The sequence below is a fragment of the Kushneria marisflavi genome, from assembly GCF_002157205.1.
In the GTDB taxonomy this organism is placed as follows: Bacteria; Pseudomonadota; Gammaproteobacteria; order Pseudomonadales; family Halomonadaceae; genus Kushneria; species Kushneria marisflavi.
The window spans coordinates 1,051,237-1,065,556 of record NZ_CP021358.1 but is presented as its reverse complement, the minus strand read 5'-3'; the positions used below and the strand labels follow the sequence as shown (position 1 = coordinate 1,065,556).

Below are 14,320 nucleotides of genomic sequence, written 5' to 3'. Positions count from 1 at the left end.
GGAGGTGGACAATGCAGTACGCCAGACCCGGCAGTTCGGACGCCCTTGTGCAGTTTCGCGAGCAGTACGACAACTTCATCGGCGGTGAATGGTGCGCGCCCGCCGATGGCCGCTATATGGATAACGTGACCCCGGTCACCGGTGAAGTATTCTGCCGGGTACCGCGCTCCGGACGGGAAGATGTCGATCGCGCCGTAAAGGCCGCCCAGAAGGCGGCCCCTGGCTGGGCTGCGACGGCCCCGGCCGAGCGGGCAGGCATCCTGCTCAAGATCGCCGATCGCATCGAGGAGAACCTCGAGGTGCTGGCGGTGGCCGAAACCTGGGACAACGGCAAGGCGATCCGGGAGTGTCTGGCGGCCGATATTCCGCTACTGGCAGATCATTTCCGCTACTTTGCCGGCTGTATTCGGGCGCAGGAGGGCGGCATCAGCGAAATCGACAGCGAGACGGTGGCCTATCACTATCACGAGCCCTATGGCGTGGTGGGCCAGATTATTCCCTGGAATTTCCCGCTGCTGATGGCTGGCTGGAAGCTGGCGCCGGCGCTGGTGGCCGGCAACTGTAGCGTGCTCAAGCCCGCCGAGCAGACGCCGGCGTCCATTTGTGTGCTGCTCGAGCTGATTCAGGATCTGCTGCCGCCGGGCGTACTCAACGTGGTTCAGGGCATCGGCGAGGAAGCCGGCGAGGCGCTGGCGACCCACTCCGGTATTCAGAAGATCGCCTTTACCGGCTCGACACCGGTCGGCAGTCATATCATGTCCCGGGCGGCCGAACGCATCATTCCGGCCACGCTGGAGCTTGGCGGCAAGTCGCCCAATATCTATTTCGAGGACGTGCTCGATCACGGCGATGCCTACATCGACAAGTGTGTCGAAGGGCTGATGATGACCTTCCTCAACCAGGGCGAGGTCTGCACCTGCCCGTCCCGTGCGCTGATTCACGAATCGGTTTACGACACGCTGATGACGCGTGCGGTGGAGCGGGCCAAACGGTTGAAGTCAGGCAATCCGCTGGATACCGAAACCGAGATGGGCGCGCAGGTCTCGAAGGAGCAGTTCGACAAGATCCTTTCCTACATGGAAATTGGTCGCAACGAGGGGGCCGAGCTGTTGCTGGGAGGTGAACGGGCCTCGGTCGATCATGACTATGAAAACGGCTTCTACGTGCAGCCCACGATCTTCAAGGGGCGCAACGACATGCGTATTTTCCAGGAGGAGATCTTCGGGCCCACGCTGTCGGTGACCACTTTCAAGACCGAAGAAGAGGCACTGGCCATTGCCAATGATACCGAGTTCGGTCTGGGCGCCGGCCTCTGGACGCGCGACATGAACCGCGCCTATCGCATGGGACGGGCCATTCAGGCTGGTCGGGTCTGGACCAACTGCTATCACCAGTATCCGGCACATGCCGCTTTCGGGGGCTACAAGAAATCCGGGATTGGCCGCGAGACCCATCTGGCCATGCTGGGCAGTTATCAGCAGCTCAAGTGTCAGCTGATCTCCTACAGCGACAGCCCGGCCGGTCTCTACTGAATACGATCCCTGGGTGTCAAAGAGCGACTTCGGTCGCTCTTTTTTATGGCCGCCATCGCATTAGAGGTTGACGCGAATGAAAATGTTTCGCATATTGCGCCAATGCAATCTCTTATGAGAATCATTTGTATTCTCTTGTGCCGGGGGTATCCATGTTTGTATGCATGTGCAAGAAGGTCACGGACGGTCAACTAAAGCAGGCTGTCGCGCTGGGTGCCTCGAGCTGGGAAGACGTCTCCCGCATGACCCGGTGTTCGACCCAGTGCGGCAAATGTACCTGTCTGGCACAGGAAATCGTCGATGAAGCCCTGCTGGATCGTCATCTGGCACAGCATATTCCGGCCCGTCATTTTGAAGAGCTTGCCTACGCCGCGCGCTGAGGCCGGCCCGTCTTGAAGAGATGGGTTTTTAACTGCTAACTGTTTGAATTGTCTTATGATAATGGCTCGCATCGAGCCTTTTTTTATGCCTGTATGGTCGAAATCCCCCCGCGTTTGATGGATACTGCTTCTCCAGAGGCGGACGCAGATTTCGGCGACCGCCATGACCACTGATGGCGGAGAAACACATGAAAGGCGATCCTCAGGTTATCGAGCACCTCAACAAGATCCTTGGCAACGAACTGATTGCCATCAACCAGTACTTCCTGCATGCCCGCATGTATCGCAACTGGGGCCTGCACGGTCTCGGCGACTGGGAATACAAGGAATCGATCGAAGAGATGCAGCACGCCGATATTCTCATCGAGCGGATCCTGTTTCTTGACGGTCTGCCCAACCTGCAGGATCTGGGCAAGCTCCACATCGGCGAGCACGTTCAGGAAATGCTGGAGTGCGACCTGCGCATCGAGCACGAAGGCCGTGATGATCTGATCAAGGCCATCAAACACTGCGAATCCGTTGCCGATTACCCGAGCAGTGAAATGCTCAAGAAGATTCTGGCCGAAGAAGAAGAGCACATCGATATCATCGAGACCGAACTGCACCTGCTGGAACAGGTGGGTCTGGAAAACTACAAGCAGCGCCAGATGCGCGCCGCCAACGAGCGCGAAGAGGGCGAAACCGCGACCTGATCCGGTCGTTGTCTCACGTGCGCATGACAGCGGGCCACCCCATGGGGTGGCCCGCTGTCATTTCGGGCCCTGAGTGGGCAGTCGCTAGAAATGTCGGATCAGTGAAAAGCGCGCCACCGGTTCCCCGTCGATTTCGACGTTTTCACGAAACATTGCCAGCGGCCGAACCCAGAGGCCGAATTCGCCGTAAAGGGCGCGATAGACCACCAGCGGTTCCTCGGTCTCGCTGTGGTGCGCCACGCCCAGTACCTCGTAATCACTGCCCTTGTAGTGTCGATAGACGCCGGGGGGCACGGCGTGTTCGTTTTCTCGTTTCATATGGACTCCTCGGTGACAGATTCAGCGTTATGATCAGAGCCGTCTTCCTCGAGGCCGGTCCGGATCAGACGCTCGATGGTGTGACCCACGGCGGCAAAGCCAAAGGCGCCGGTCACGAAGGTGGCAGAACCATAGCCGGCGCTGCAGCCGAGCTTCAGGGTCTCTCCATCGCTCGGGCGGGTATTGCACACCTCGCCGGCACCATCCGGATAGCGTCGCTGTTCGGGGGAGTAGACGCAGGTGATCGAAAATCGGCGTTTGGGATTACGGCTGTAACCGTATTCCCGTCGCAGCCGGCTTCGCACCTTCGCCAGTAGCGGGTCATGCTCGGTGCGGGTGAGATCCGCCGTGGTGATGCGCGTCGGATCGGTCAGGCCGCCGGCGCCGCCGGTCACGGTCAGGCCGATTTTCCGGCGCCGACAGTAATGGATCAGAGCGCACTTGGCGCCCACGTGGTCGATGGCATCGATCACGTGATCGGTATCCTCCGGGAGCATGCGCTCAATGTGGTCCGGCGTGATAAAGCCCGCAATGGGCTCGACTCGCAGCCAGGGATTGATCAGCCGGCAGCGTTCGGCCATGACCTCGATCTTTGGCCGGCCAATGGTGCCATCAAGGGCATGTAGCTGGCGGTTGATGTTGGTCGTGCAGACATCATCCAGATCGATCAGGCTGATGCGCTCGAAACCCGAACGTGCCAGTGCCTCGACGCTCCAGCTGCCCACACCGCCGATACCGATGACCACGACATGGGCGCGGCGCAGACGCTCGATGCCCGTATGGCCATAAAGGCGGCGCATGCCATCAAATCGTGCGGCGAAATCTGCCTCGTGACGAGCAGCGTCCAGGCGCTCGACGCTGTCTGTATCGCTCATGATGCGGCGTCTCTTTTATCAGATGTATCGAGGGTTTCCGGCCACTGTACATGACTGAGCGGGCAGTGACCGGCCCAGCCGAATCGATGCATCAGCGCGGCCATGTCCTCTTCGACGGCGGCGGTGGCCCTGAGTGTGCGCTCAAGGACAGGATGATGGAATTCGAGGGTCACGGCCGCCAGCAACAGGCGCCCGGTCTCGAAATTGTCGCGGAAATACCGGTTGTGGATGCCCTTGCCATGTCGCGCGTCGCCAATGATGGGATAGCCGCCGCGGCTCAGATGACGGCGAATCTGATGGCGGCGCCCTGTGGTGGGCGTAACGGACATCAGCGAGTAGCGACTGGTCGGATAGCGATCGATGGCGATCGGCAGCTCGACGCTGTCCAGACGTCTGACATGGGTTTCAGCCTCCATGGCCGGCATCTCGGCCTTGGGTCGTTTGCCGTCTTCCTCTCGCAGGGCCCAGTCATAGATCGCCTGTTCAGGGCCAATGCCGCGCACAATGGCCAGGTAGCGTTTCTGGACCTGTTGCTGCTGAAACTGGTGCCCCAGCGCCGTGGCCACTTCGGGCGTCAGGGCAAAGAGCAGGGCACCCGAGGTCGGCCGGTCGAGCCGGTGTACGGGATAGACGTGCTGTCCCAGCTGGTTGCGCAGGGCCTGCAGCATGACCAGCGGTGCATGCCGGTCCAGCGCGCTGCGGTGTACCAGTGCGCCGGAAGGCTTGTGGACAACCACCAGGTGGTCGTCACGATAAATCACGGGGATGGGTGGGGTCATGAAGGTGTCGTGGTCGGGCATCAGTCGCTATTGTCGGCAATTGCGTGTCCCGATGTACAGGGTCAGGATGGCGCAGTGAAAGGACTCTGTTAAAATCCCCGCGCCATCGGCGGCCCCCGGCCCGTAATCGTACCGGTGGCCTCGCCCTGGGCACATCTTCATGAGGGAAAACACATGGCTCACCTGGTCGTTCTCACCGGTGCCGGTATCAGCGCTGAAAGTGGTATCAAAACCTTCCGCGATGGCGACGGCCTTTGGGAGAATCATCACGTTGAGGATGTGGCCACGCCCGAGGGCTGGGCACGAGACCCTCACACCGTGCTGCGCTTTTACAACGAGCGCCGCGCCCAGGTGCGAGCGGCCCGGCCCAACGCGGCCCATCTGGCGCTGGCCGAGCTCGAAAAACACTTCCGGGTCAGCATCATTACCCAGAACATTGATGACCTGCACGAGCGTGCCGGCTCTCGCGATGTGCTGCATCTGCATGGCGAGCTTCTGAAAGCACGCTCCAGCCGCGATGCCCGGTTGGTCTATCGACTCGATGAAGACGAGACCATCGAGATCGGGGACTGCTGCGACAACGGCGCTCAGCTGCGCCCGCATGTGGTCTGGTTCGGCGAAAACGTACCACTCTATGGCACTGCCTGCGATATCGTGGCCGATGCCGACCTCCTGCTGATTGTAGGCACGTCGCTGGCCGTGACACCGGCCTCGATGCTGATGGATGAAGCGCCTCTGGCGGCTCCTCGCGTACTGGTGGACCCCAGTGCTCGTGAGCTGGCCGTTCAGGGCGTTGTGCCACTGGCCACCAGTGCCACTGACGGGGTCCGTCGCCTGTGCGACTTCTGGTCACAACATGGCCGTCTGCTCAAGCCCGACCCTGACCTGCTGCTGGACCAATGAGGCTCTGATCGAGCCGAAAAAGCACAGCGGTTTATCACGAGCGCTGCCCGCTGGCGGATAAGCGCATCCTGTCATTGCTATCAGATAGATACCGTCATGTTTGAGCAGATCAATCGATTTTTCCCTTTATGGGCCCTGAGCGCGGCCCTGCTGGCCGCGCTTTTCCCCGAGACGCTGGTCTCCTTCAAGGCCTGGGTGCCGCCGCTGCTGGCCCTGATCATGTTCACGATGGGGCTGACCCTGTCGCGTCACGACTTTGCCCGCGTGGCGCGCTCCCCACGTGCGGTCATGATCGGGATTGGCCTTCAATACGTCCTGATGCCTGCCGCCGCCTTTGCCATCTCGCACCTGCTGGGGCTGTCACCCGAACTGGCAGTGGGCATGATGCTGGTCGGGGCCACTTCGGGCGGCACGGCTTCCAACGTCATGACCTGGCTTGCCGGTGGCAACGTGGCGCTCTCCATCAGCATGACGCTGATCTCGACGCTCCTGTCGATTGTCATGACGCCGTTGCTGGTCTGGCTCTGGATGGGCGCCAGCATTGATGTGCCCGTAGGTGGCATGCTCTGGAGCATTGCCAAACTCGTGATCGTACCGATCGCGCTGGGCACGGTCGTGCATCACTTCATGGCAACGACCATCCGACGCATAGAGCCGGCGCTGGCGACGGTAGCGATGGCGGCCATCGTGATGATCATTGCCATCGTGGTGGCCCTTAACGCCGGACGTTTGGCTACCCTGGGCCCCGTGATTGCGCTGGCCGTGGTGCTGCACAATGGCTGCGGGTTGATCGGTGGGTTCTGGCTGGCGCGTCTGGCGGGACTGAACGAGCGAGACTGTCGCGCCGTGGCGATCGAGGTCGGCATGCAGAACTCGGGGCTTGCCGTCTCGCTGGCCACCAAGTTCTTCCCGGCCGCGGCGGCCCTTCCAGGGGCGCTCTTTTCGGTCTGGCACAACATCTCCGGCTCGATTCTGGCTGCCTACTGGAAAAAACGCCCCGCAGCACCGGTCAATGACGGGTCCGTCACCTCATGAGTCACGGTCATGATCCTCAGGCGCCGCGCAAGCCGTTCAACGCGCGCGGCAGCCTGGTCAGACGCTGCGAAAGCTGCCGTATGCCGGGACTGCACTGCATTTGTGACTATCGCCTGCAGGTGACCACCCGGGCGCAGTTCTGGCTGATCACGCATCGCATCGAACACTACAAACCCACCAATACCGGGCGTTTGATCGGTGACTGCATCGCGGGCACCCGGGTATTTGAGTGGTCGAGAACCGAGCCGGACACGATGCTGCTGGCGGCGCTGGCTGACCCACGCTTTGCCCCCTGCCTGGTGTTTCCCGACGACCAGGAGGACTACCGTCACCGGGTCGTGGACATGGCCCGCGTCTGTGATACGCCACGCATTCCGGTCTTCATCCTGCTTGATGGCACCTGGCGTCAGGCGCGGCGCATGTTTCGCAAAAGCGACTATCTCGCCGAGCTGCCGATCGTGGCGCTGCGCACCGATCGCCTGACCCGCTATCGGCTGAGAAAGCCGGCCAGTCCGGAGCATTTGTGTACGGCCGAGGTGGCGGCCGAACTGCTGCGTCACTCGGGCGATGAAACGGGGGCGCAGGTGCTCGATGATTACTTCACGGTATTCAACGAGCAGTATGCTGCCGCCCGGCGCGATGCCGGCACGCCCCATGAATCAGAGGCCGCGCGGCGGCTTCTGGACAAGCGGCGCGCGCAGTCAGCCTGAGCCGTCTATTCTTGGAGCGCACGTTCACGACAGGAGAGGGATATGACGCTTGGAATTCTGGCCACCATCAAGGCCAAATCGGGTGAGGAAGCACGCGTCGAGGCCGAATTGACCAAAATCGTGGCACCTTCCAGAGAAGATGACGGCTGCCTTTTGTACACTCTGACACGCGACAGCCAGCAGAAGTCGACATTTATCATGGTCGAGCAGTGGCGTGATCGTGCGGCGCTGGATGCCCATATTGCCACCGAGCACTACAAGCAGATGGCGCAGACGCTTGAAAACGCCATCGAGCAGATGGAAGTACGCGAGTACGACGTACTGACCTGATATTTCAGAGCCATCAGGCACGCGAGCGCCGTGACCCTGTCACGGCGCTTTTTGTCATGGGTTTCCCGGGTCACCCGAACAGCTGCCCGGCGATACGCAGCCCGGCAATCCAGGTGCCTGCCGCAGAGCCCACGGTGGAGAGAAGAAAGACCAGCAGCGTGCGCGCCACCCGGTTGCGCCACCAGCCGCGCCAGTGGCTGACGTCGCGGCGCAGGGTAGAGAAATCGCCTACCGTGGGTTTTCGCATGTAGAGCTCGACGCCTGCGGTCACAAATCCCACGCCGATGGTCGGATTGAGCGAGGTCAGGGGTGCGGCCACAAAGGCCGCCAGAATGGTCAGCGGATGCCCCAGCGCAATTAGCGCGCCCAGTGCCGACAGTGTTGAATTGATCAGCACCCACTCAAGGACCAGCGACCAGCCAAGCCCCGTGTCGCGGCTGAAGCCCATGGCAAAACCGGCCACGACCAGCGCCACGATCAGCCAGGGCAGCAGCTTCCATAGCCGCCCCGAAGGTGCCACGTGGTCCAGCGCCTGACGTTCGTCAATCACGGCGGCGTGGGCGGGCGTCTCCTGATCGAGCGTACGCAGATGTTCGCCCATGCCCTTGAGATGGCCTGCGCCAATGACCACAAGCACCCGTCGTGATTTGCCTTCCGGTAGGGTCTCGATCAGTCTCAAGGCCATGTAGCGATCACGCTCCTCGACCAGCGGGGTATAGAGCTGTCGGGATTGCTGCGCGAATTCGGCAAAGGTCGCTTCCAGTACGTCGCCTTCCTTGAGCCGTTCGATCTCTTCGCTGGACACCTTCTGACGTGACAGCACGCTGCCGACCAGCCCCGATACCAGCGTCATGCGCTTGTACCACGGTGCGTTGCGGTAAACGCGCTTGAGCGTCACGCCAATATCCCGGTCCACCAGGTAAAGCGGCAGCTCAAGGCGCTGTGCTTCCTCGACGGCCGCCTTCATGTCAGCGCCCGGCTCGATGCCGGACTGCTCGGCCACGCGTTGCTGAAAGGCGCCAAGGGCGAGGCTTGCAGCCACCATGCCGGCCTTGCCCTGGCGCAGCACCTGAAAGAGATCCAGTCGGGCAATGGCATCGGGGTCGATCAGGCTTTGATGACGGGAGGCACAAAGCTCGATGGCCACGGCGTCAAAGTCACCGGAGCGAATCAGTTCGCGCACTTCTTCGGCACTTTCAGGAGAGACGTGGGCAGTCCCCACAAGCGTGAGATGATGATCACCGACATCGAGGGTGTCGCGCGGACCCTGTCCTTGGTTGGGCATGGTGGCTCACAGGCTGGCGTCAATGAAAGGGCAGCATCGAGTGCCGCCAATATGAAAGAAGGCATTATCGCTGAACCCTGCACAATGAACAAAAGGCCACCCTGAATGGCCGGCGTGGTCCGGGCTCGCTAGAGTGTTGAAAAGAGGCAGTGGGGCAGGCACATGGCATATCGACTGGCAGCCGATGGCGTATTGATCCTGCATCTGGGCTTTATCGTCTGGGTGGTATGCGGCGGCTGGCTCGTGCCGCGCCGCCCGCGTCTTGCCGTGTGGCACCTGCCGGCGCTGGCCTGGGCCGTATCGCTTGAACTCAACGGCTGGCGCTGTCCGCTGACGCCACTGGAGAACCTGCTGCGAGGCCGCGCCGGTCAGGCCGGGTTCGAGGACGGTTTCATCGAGCACTATCTGCTCGGTGTGATCTACCCGGCTGGTCTGACACCGACACTACAGGTCTGGCTGGGGCTGAGCGCGCTTTTGATCAGCCTGCCGCCCTATGTGTGGCTGATCCAACAAAAGTGGCGACGGCGACGTTAGAAAAAGCTCAGCCCCACCTGGAAGAGACGCTCGACTTCCTTGAGGCGACGCTTGTCGACCACGAACAGGATGACGTGATCATCGGTCTGAATGGTGATGTCGCGGTGGGCGATCATGACATCGCGTCCGCGCACGATGGCGCCGATGCTGACGCCTTCGGGCAGTTTGACCTCACCGACCGTACGTCCGACCACGCGGGAGGAGCGTGAGTCACCGTGGGCAATGGCTTCGATGGCTTCGGCAGCGCCACGCCGCAGGGAGTGCACGTTGACGATGTCGCCGCGTCGCACGTGGGTCAAAAGTCCGCCGATGGTGGCCTGCTGTGGCGAGATGGCAATGTCTATCTCGCCGCCCTGAACCAGATCCACATAGGCCGGGTTGTTGATCAGGGTCAGCACCTTCTTGGCTCCGAGGCGCTTGGCCAGCATCGAGGACATGACGTTGACCTCATCATCGTTGGTCAGCGCACAGAAGATGTCGCACTCCTCGATGTTCTCCTCAAGCAGCAGCCGCTTGCTGGTGGCGCTGCCGTGCAGGACCACGGTGCGTTTCAGGTTCTCCGAGAGCTGGGTGCAGCGCTCCAGATTCTGTTCAAGAATCTTGACCTGATAATCCTGCTCAAGGGTTTCTGCCAGCCGCTCGCCGATATTACCGCCACCGCCGATCATGACCCGTCGAAAGCCTCGGTCCACTCGCCGAAGCTCGCCCATGACGGTGCGAATGTCCTTGCGCGCGGCAATGAAAAACACTTCGTCATCGGCTTCGATAACGGTGTTGCCACGCGGCATGATCGGTCGATTGCGACGGTAGATGGCCGCCACCCGGGTATCGACATTGGGCATGTGGCGACGCAGGAAGGCCAGCTCCTGACCCACCAGCGGGCCACCGTAATAAGCCTTGACCGCCACCAGCTGGGCCAGACCATTGGCGAAATCGAGCACTTGCAGCGCGCCGGGGTATTCAATCAGGCGACGGATGTGGTTGGTGACCACCTGCTCGGGGCTGATCAGGACATCGATCGGGATGGCGTCCTGGGAAAACAGCCCCTTGCTGGTCAGATACTGGGTCGCGCGGACTCGTGCGATCTTGGTTGGCGTGCTGAAAAGGGTGTGTGCCACCTGACAGGCCATCATGTTGACCTCGTCGGAGTTGGTCACGGCAATCAGCATGTCAGCGTCTTCTGCCCCGGCTTCCTTCAGGGTGATCGGATAGGAGCACACGCCCTGCACGGTTCTCAGATCAAGGCGCGTGCTCAGATCGCGCAGGCGAACGCTGTCGACATCCACCACGGTAATGTCGTTGTCTTCATGCGCCAGATGCTCGGCCAGCGTGCCGCCTACCTGGCCGGCGCCCAGAATGATGATTTTCATGACGGTGATCCGAAGGGTGACAAGGCAAGATCAATGGCGGGGATGTTGGCACCAAACGGCGACAAGGGAAAGGGCAGGGAAGGATTGTTACAGACGAACGTCAAAAGGGCAGGAGAGACAAAAGCGGCAGCCAGAAGCTGACTGCCGCGCAGGCATCACTCGAGGGTGAAGCCGACCTTGACGCTGACCTGCCAGTGGCCAACGCGGTCATTTTCAATGTGGCCGCGGGTCTCGGTGACCTGGAACCACTGCATGTTCTTGACCGTTTCACTGGCCTTGGTCAGGGCGTTCTGTACGGCTTCCTCGATGCTGGTCTCGGAAGAGCCGGTCAGTTCAACGGATTTGTAAACGTGATCGCTCATGGTGTCTTTCCTTTAACGTGGCCCCTGGATGCATCAGGCATCAGGGGAGTCCATGGAAGCAGTATCGACGATCGCGATACCGCAGTGTTCCAGCCGTTGATACGTGGCGGCGTCGCTGTCAAATGACACCGGACGCGTCAGCGGCCAGAGAAAACGGGTAGTAAAGCCGGCCTTGAGGGCATCTTCGGCGGTCCAGAGCACGCAGACCTCGCGGGCCAGCCCGCACACGGAGACTTCGGTCACGCCGCGTTCGTCGAGCCAGCCGGCAAGCCCCGTGGAAGGGCGAGTGCCTTTCGGGCCCAGATTGTCACGAAAGGCACTATAGCTGTCCACGCGCGGGTCGCTACCCTTGCGAATGATGATGTTCGCCAGCGACCAGTCCAGCCGCGTATCCAGTACAGCACCGCTGGTGGCGCGCACGCAGTGATCCGGCCAGAGCGTTTGTGGCTCACCGTAAAGCTCGATTACCTCGAAGGGCTGATGATGGCCGTGACTGCTGGCAAAGGAGATGTGGCCGGCCGGGTGCCAGTCCTGAGTGGCCACGATATGGCCATACTCGCCGCTGGACATCGCCGCCTGGATGCCATCAAGGATCTCGTTGCCGCGCACACAGGGCAGGGCGCCGCCGGGCATGAAATCACCCTGCATGTCCACCACGATCAGCGCCCGCTCATCAATTGGAGGACGGTTTCCGGGCATATCAGGTTCGCGGTGTGAGTAGACACGATGTGAGTGGGCCATACGCTGTCGAGTGTCCGGCAATCAGAATGGCCTTCAGTATCGAAGGCCCCTGCCCATCTGACAAGCACCGGCATGTGAAAGGTTGTAGCCGGTGCGCATCAAGGGGTGGTGTCAGCCGGCAGCCTTTTCCAGCAGGGCATAGAAAAAGCCGTCATGGCCATCAGGCGTCGGCATCAGCTGGCGGCCCTCACCGGCGATCTGCCCCCAGTCGGCCGTGATCGGTTGTGCGTGTGCATCGGGGGTGCGGGCCAGAAAGGCCGTGATCTGTTCGGCGTTTTCCTCGGGCAGTACCGAGCAGGTGGCATAGAGCAGACGTCCGCCGGGGGCCAGACGCTGCCATTGTGCATCCAGCAGGCGGGCCTGCAGGGCGGTCAGCTCAAAGATGTCTTCTTCCCGGCGCAACGCCTTGATGTCGGGATGACGACGAATGACGCCGGTGCCCGAGCAGGGGGCGTCCAGCAAAATGCCATCAAAGGGTACGCCGTCCCACCAGGCCCCTTCGGTGGCATCGGTGGCCACGAGCGTTGCCGAGAGCTTCAGGCGTGCCAGCGTTTCGCGGACACGCTCAAGACGGGTGGCGTCACTGTCCAGAGCGGTCAACGCACTCTCGGGCGCGCACTCCAGCAGGTGGGCGCTCTTGCCGCCCGGGGCGCTGCAGGCATCCAGCAGACGCAGCGGCGCCGAACGTGACTCGACCCCTTCAAGCAGCAGGCCGGCGGCCAGCTGAGCGGCTTCATCCTGAACGCTGACGTCGCCGTCCTGAAAGCCCGGCAGCTGTTCGACGTCGCAGGGTGTCTCCATCGTCAGAGCGTCGTCGCTGAAGGCACAGGTGCGGGCAGCAAGGCCGGCGTCTTCCAGCCGCTCAAGCCACGCCTCCCTCGATTGGTGGCGTCGATTGACGCGCAGCGTCATCGGGCCGGGCACGTTGTTGGCCGCTGTAATGTCCTGCCATTGATCCGGCCAGGCTTTCTCGAGCCGGTTCAGCAGCCACTGTGGATGCCAGTGGGCAGCTTCGGGACTCTGATCCACTGTGGCCAGCAGCGTGTCACGCTCGCGATCGGCGCGGCGCAGGCAGCCGTTAATGACCCTGGTCGCCCATTCCTTGTTCAATTCGCGCGCACCGCCAGCGGTTTCCCCCACGGCGGCGTGGGTCGGAATGCGCATGTGATAGAGCTGATACAGCCCGATCAGCAACAGGGCGTGAACGTCCTGGTCGCGCTGCTTGAAGGCCGATTTCAGAAGTTTTTCGGCGATGGCTTCAAGCTGCGGCAGGGCGCGACAGACGCCAAAGCACAGTGCCCGGTAAAGCCCTTGGTCTCGCGGCGCGACGCCTTCAGGGACATCGCTTGTGAGCGCGCCTCGCTGGTTGAGCACCGGCGCCAGTGCCAGGGCCGCATGGGCGCGCACGCCCATGGTGCGTTTGGGCTTTTGAGTGCGTGGGCGATTCATTGATCGGCTCCCAGGATCGTGCCGGCTGTGAGCTGATCGCGCCGGCTATTGAGAAGTTCATGAGCCGACAGCATTTTACCGCCCGGCAGCTGAGCGTGAGTGATACGCAGCACCCCTTCGCCACAGGCCACATGAAGCGCATCCGAGGGACCGTCGAGCAGTTGTCCCGGCGCGGCGTCGAGTTCACTGCCCTGCGCCACACGCGCGTCGGCCTGCCACAGGCGCAGCGTGTCACCGCCCAGGGTGGTCCAGGCGACGGGGAAAGGGTTAAAGGCCCGAACGCGCTGTGACAGCACAGTGGCGCTCTGACTGAAATCAAGTCGGGCTTCCGCCTTGCTCAGCTTGGCAGCGTAGGTGACGCCATCGAGAGGCTGAGGTGTGGCGGTCAGCTGCTGGTCACTCATGCGATCAAGCGCTTCGACCAGCGCCCGGGTGCCGACTTCAGCTAGCTGATCATGCAGCGTGGCAGCCGTCGTGGTGTCCTCGATGGGCACGCGAGCAGTCAGCAGCATGTCGCCGGTATCCAGCCCTTCATCCATGGCCATGATGGTCACACCGCTTTCGCGATCGCCAGCTTCGATGGCGCGCTGGATCGGTGCTGCGCCGCGCCATCTCGGCAGCAGGGAAGCATGGACGTTGATGGGGCCGATACGAGGAATGTCGAGCACGGCGCGTGGCAGGATCAGCCCGTAGGCCACCACGACCAGTACATCGATATCGGCCTCGATCAGTGGTGCATGGGTGTCCGGCGTTTTCAGTCTTTCAGGCTGATGGACGCTCAGGCCGTGCTCCAGCGCCAGTGCCTTGACCGGTGAGGGGTTCAGACGACGCCCGCGTCCGGCCGGGCGGTCGGGCTGGGTGTAAACGCAAACGACGTTGTGATGACTTTCGAGCAGGGCACGAAGATGTTCGGCGGCAAAGTCCGGCGTGCCGGCAAAGGCGATACGAAGCGGGCTGGGCATGGCATGGTCCTGAAAGACGTCAGCGCCCCTGAGCGGGGCGCCGATGAAGGTGATAAGCGATCA

17 protein-coding genes are annotated in these 14,320 nt (G+C 61.8%); 8 read left to right on the top strand and 9 right to left on the bottom strand.

What is annotated here, in order from left to right; genetic code table 11:
- Positions 1-11 precede the first annotated feature (11 nt).
- The 3 genes from exaC to bfr all read left to right on the top strand — a co-directional run bounded on the left by exaC (position 12) and on the right by bfr (position 2,604).
- Entirely contained in the window at positions 12-1,532 is a 1,521-nt protein-coding gene (gene exaC / locus B9H00_RS05020; protein ID WP_086899719.1) for an acetaldehyde dehydrogenase ExaC, read from the top strand.
- Positions 1,533-1,684: 152 nt separating this feature from the next.
- On the top strand, positions 1,685-1,912 hold the full coding sequence (locus B9H00_RS05015; protein WP_086899718.1) for a (2Fe-2S)-binding protein: 228 nt from the start codon (positions 1,685-1,687) through the stop codon (positions 1,910-1,912).
- A gap of 188 nt (positions 1,913-2,100) precedes the next feature.
- Positions 2,101-2,604, top strand: a complete 504-nt coding sequence (bfr, locus tag B9H00_RS05010) for a bacterioferritin (protein WP_086901713.1) — start codon at positions 2,101-2,103, stop codon at positions 2,602-2,604.
- 84 nt (positions 2,605-2,688) lie between these two features.
- Here bfr and B9H00_RS05005 read toward each other — a convergent pair whose 3' ends face one another.
- From B9H00_RS05005 to B9H00_RS04995, 3 genes are read right to left on the bottom strand one after another with little or no spacing between them, the layout of a single operon-like run.
- On the bottom strand, positions 2,689-2,922 hold the full coding sequence (locus tag B9H00_RS05005; protein WP_086899717.1) for a DUF1653 domain-containing protein: 234 nt from the start codon (positions 2,920-2,922) through the stop codon (positions 2,689-2,691).
- Entirely contained in the window at positions 2,919-3,797 is an 879-nt protein-coding gene (locus tag B9H00_RS05000; protein ID WP_086899716.1) for a tRNA threonylcarbamoyladenosine dehydratase, read from the bottom strand. Before B9H00_RS05000 ends, B9H00_RS05005 begins: the two co-directional genes overlap by 4 nt.
- On the bottom strand, positions 3,794-4,576 hold the full coding sequence (locus tag B9H00_RS04995; RefSeq protein WP_086901712.1) for a pseudouridine synthase: 783 nt from the start codon (positions 4,574-4,576) through the stop codon (positions 3,794-3,796). Before B9H00_RS04995 ends, B9H00_RS05000 begins: the two co-directional genes overlap by 4 nt.
- A gap of 174 nt (positions 4,577-4,750) precedes the next feature.
- Between B9H00_RS04995 and B9H00_RS04990 the strand changes: the two genes are divergently transcribed.
- The 4 genes from B9H00_RS04990 (at position 4,751) to B9H00_RS04975 (ending at position 7,554) form a co-directional block, all read left to right on the top strand.
- Positions 4,751-5,479: an SIR2 family NAD-dependent protein deacylase gene (locus B9H00_RS04990; RefSeq protein WP_086899715.1), complete on the top strand. Its 729-nt coding sequence runs from the start codon at positions 4,751-4,753 to the stop codon at positions 5,477-5,479.
- A gap of 96 nt (positions 5,480-5,575) precedes the next feature.
- On the top strand, positions 5,576-6,514 hold the full coding sequence (locus B9H00_RS04985; protein ID WP_086899714.1) for a bile acid:sodium symporter family protein: 939 nt from the start codon (positions 5,576-5,578) through the stop codon (positions 6,512-6,514).
- Positions 6,511-7,224: a tRNA-uridine aminocarboxypropyltransferase gene (locus tag B9H00_RS04980; RefSeq protein ID WP_086899713.1), complete on the top strand. Its 714-nt coding sequence runs from the start codon at positions 6,511-6,513 to the stop codon at positions 7,222-7,224. Before B9H00_RS04985 ends, B9H00_RS04980 begins: the two co-directional genes overlap by 4 nt.
- A 42-nt stretch (positions 7,225-7,266) precedes the next feature.
- Complete coding sequence (locus B9H00_RS04975) at positions 7,267-7,554, top strand: putative quinol monooxygenase (protein WP_086899712.1); 288 nt, start codon at positions 7,267-7,269, stop codon at positions 7,552-7,554.
- A 70-nt stretch (positions 7,555-7,624) separates the two neighbouring features.
- Here the strand turns inward: B9H00_RS04975 and B9H00_RS04970 are convergent, their stop codons facing one another.
- On the bottom strand, positions 7,625-8,839 hold the full coding sequence (locus tag B9H00_RS04970; protein ID WP_086899711.1) for a TraB/GumN family protein: 1,215 nt from the start codon (positions 8,837-8,839) through the stop codon (positions 7,625-7,627).
- 162 nt (positions 8,840-9,001) lie between these two features.
- Between B9H00_RS04970 and B9H00_RS04965 the strand changes: the two genes are divergently transcribed.
- The gene (locus tag B9H00_RS04965; protein ID WP_086899710.1) at positions 9,002-9,373 is read left to right on the top strand and encodes a DUF2784 domain-containing protein; all 372 of its coding nucleotides are present in this window, start codon (positions 9,002-9,004) and stop codon (positions 9,371-9,373) included.
- Here B9H00_RS04965 and trkA read toward each other — a convergent pair.
- The 5 genes from trkA to fmt form a co-directional block, all read right to left on the bottom strand.
- Complete coding sequence (gene trkA / locus B9H00_RS04960) at positions 9,370-10,743, bottom strand: Trk system potassium transporter TrkA (RefSeq protein WP_086899709.1); 1,374 nt, start codon at positions 10,741-10,743, stop codon at positions 9,370-9,372. The genes B9H00_RS04965 and trkA overlap by 4 nt on opposite strands.
- Before the next feature lie 155 nt (positions 10,744-10,898).
- Complete coding sequence (locus B9H00_RS04955; protein WP_086899708.1) at positions 10,899-11,105, bottom strand: dodecin; 207 nt, start codon at positions 11,103-11,105, stop codon at positions 10,899-10,901.
- Positions 11,106-11,138: 33 nt separating this feature from the next.
- Positions 11,139-11,804: a nicotinamidase gene (locus tag B9H00_RS04950; protein WP_086901711.1), complete on the bottom strand. Its 666-nt coding sequence runs from the start codon at positions 11,802-11,804 to the stop codon at positions 11,139-11,141.
- 153 nt (positions 11,805-11,957) lie between these two features.
- Complete coding sequence (rsmB, locus tag B9H00_RS04945; RefSeq protein ID WP_086899707.1) at positions 11,958-13,295, bottom strand: 16S rRNA (cytosine(967)-C(5))-methyltransferase RsmB; 1,338 nt, start codon at positions 13,293-13,295, stop codon at positions 11,958-11,960.
- Positions 13,292-14,257 carry a methionyl-tRNA formyltransferase gene (gene fmt / locus B9H00_RS04940; protein WP_086899706.1) on the bottom strand — a complete coding sequence of 322 codons (966 nt, stop codon included), beginning with the start codon at positions 14,255-14,257 and terminating at the stop codon, positions 13,292-13,294. The genes rsmB and fmt overlap by 4 nt, the downstream gene beginning before the upstream one ends.
- Between the last annotated feature and the right edge of the window lie 63 nt (positions 14,258-14,320).

Coding starts and splice junctions, on each gene's coding strand:
- exaC (WP_086899719.1), top strand. CDS start 12: ATGCAGTACGCCAGACCCGGCAGTTCGGACGCCCTTGTGCAGTTTCGC.
- B9H00_RS05015 (WP_086899718.1), top strand. CDS start 1,685: ATGTTTGTATGCATGTGCAAGAAGGTCACGGACGGTCAACTAAAGCAG.
- bfr (WP_086901713.1), top strand. CDS start 2,101: ATGAAAGGCGATCCTCAGGTTATCGAGCACCTCAACAAGATCCTTGGC.
- B9H00_RS05005 (WP_086899717.1), bottom strand. CDS start 2,922: ATGAAACGAGAAAACGAACACGCCGTGCCCCCCGGCGTCTATCGACAC.
- B9H00_RS05000 (WP_086899716.1), bottom strand. CDS start 3,797: ATGAGCGATACAGACAGCGTCGAGCGCCTGGACGCTGCTCGTCACGAG.
- B9H00_RS04995 (WP_086901712.1), bottom strand. CDS start 4,576: ATGACCCCACCCATCCCCGTGATTTATCGTGACGACCACCTGGTGGTT.
- B9H00_RS04990 (WP_086899715.1), top strand. CDS start 4,751: ATGGCTCACCTGGTCGTTCTCACCGGTGCCGGTATCAGCGCTGAAAGT.
- B9H00_RS04985 (WP_086899714.1), top strand. CDS start 5,576: ATGTTTGAGCAGATCAATCGATTTTTCCCTTTATGGGCCCTGAGCGCG.
- B9H00_RS04980 (WP_086899713.1), top strand. CDS start 6,511: ATGAGTCACGGTCATGATCCTCAGGCGCCGCGCAAGCCGTTCAACGCG.
- B9H00_RS04975 (WP_086899712.1), top strand. CDS start 7,267: ATGACGCTTGGAATTCTGGCCACCATCAAGGCCAAATCGGGTGAGGAA.
- B9H00_RS04970 (WP_086899711.1), bottom strand. CDS start 8,839: ATGCCCAACCAAGGACAGGGTCCGCGCGACACCCTCGATGTCGGTGAT.
- B9H00_RS04965 (WP_086899710.1), top strand. CDS start 9,002: ATGGCATATCGACTGGCAGCCGATGGCGTATTGATCCTGCATCTGGGC.
- trkA (WP_086899709.1), bottom strand. CDS start 10,743: ATGAAAATCATCATTCTGGGCGCCGGCCAGGTAGGCGGCACGCTGGCC.
- B9H00_RS04955 (WP_086899708.1), bottom strand. CDS start 11,105: ATGAGCGATCACGTTTACAAATCCGTTGAACTGACCGGCTCTTCCGAG.
- B9H00_RS04950 (WP_086901711.1), bottom strand. CDS start 11,804: ATGCCCGGAAACCGTCCTCCAATTGATGAGCGGGCGCTGATCGTGGTG.
- rsmB (WP_086899707.1), bottom strand. CDS start 13,295: ATGAATCGCCCACGCACTCAAAAGCCCAAACGCACCATGGGCGTGCGC.
- fmt (WP_086899706.1), bottom strand. CDS start 14,257: ATGCCCAGCCCGCTTCGTATCGCCTTTGCCGGCACGCCGGACTTTGCC.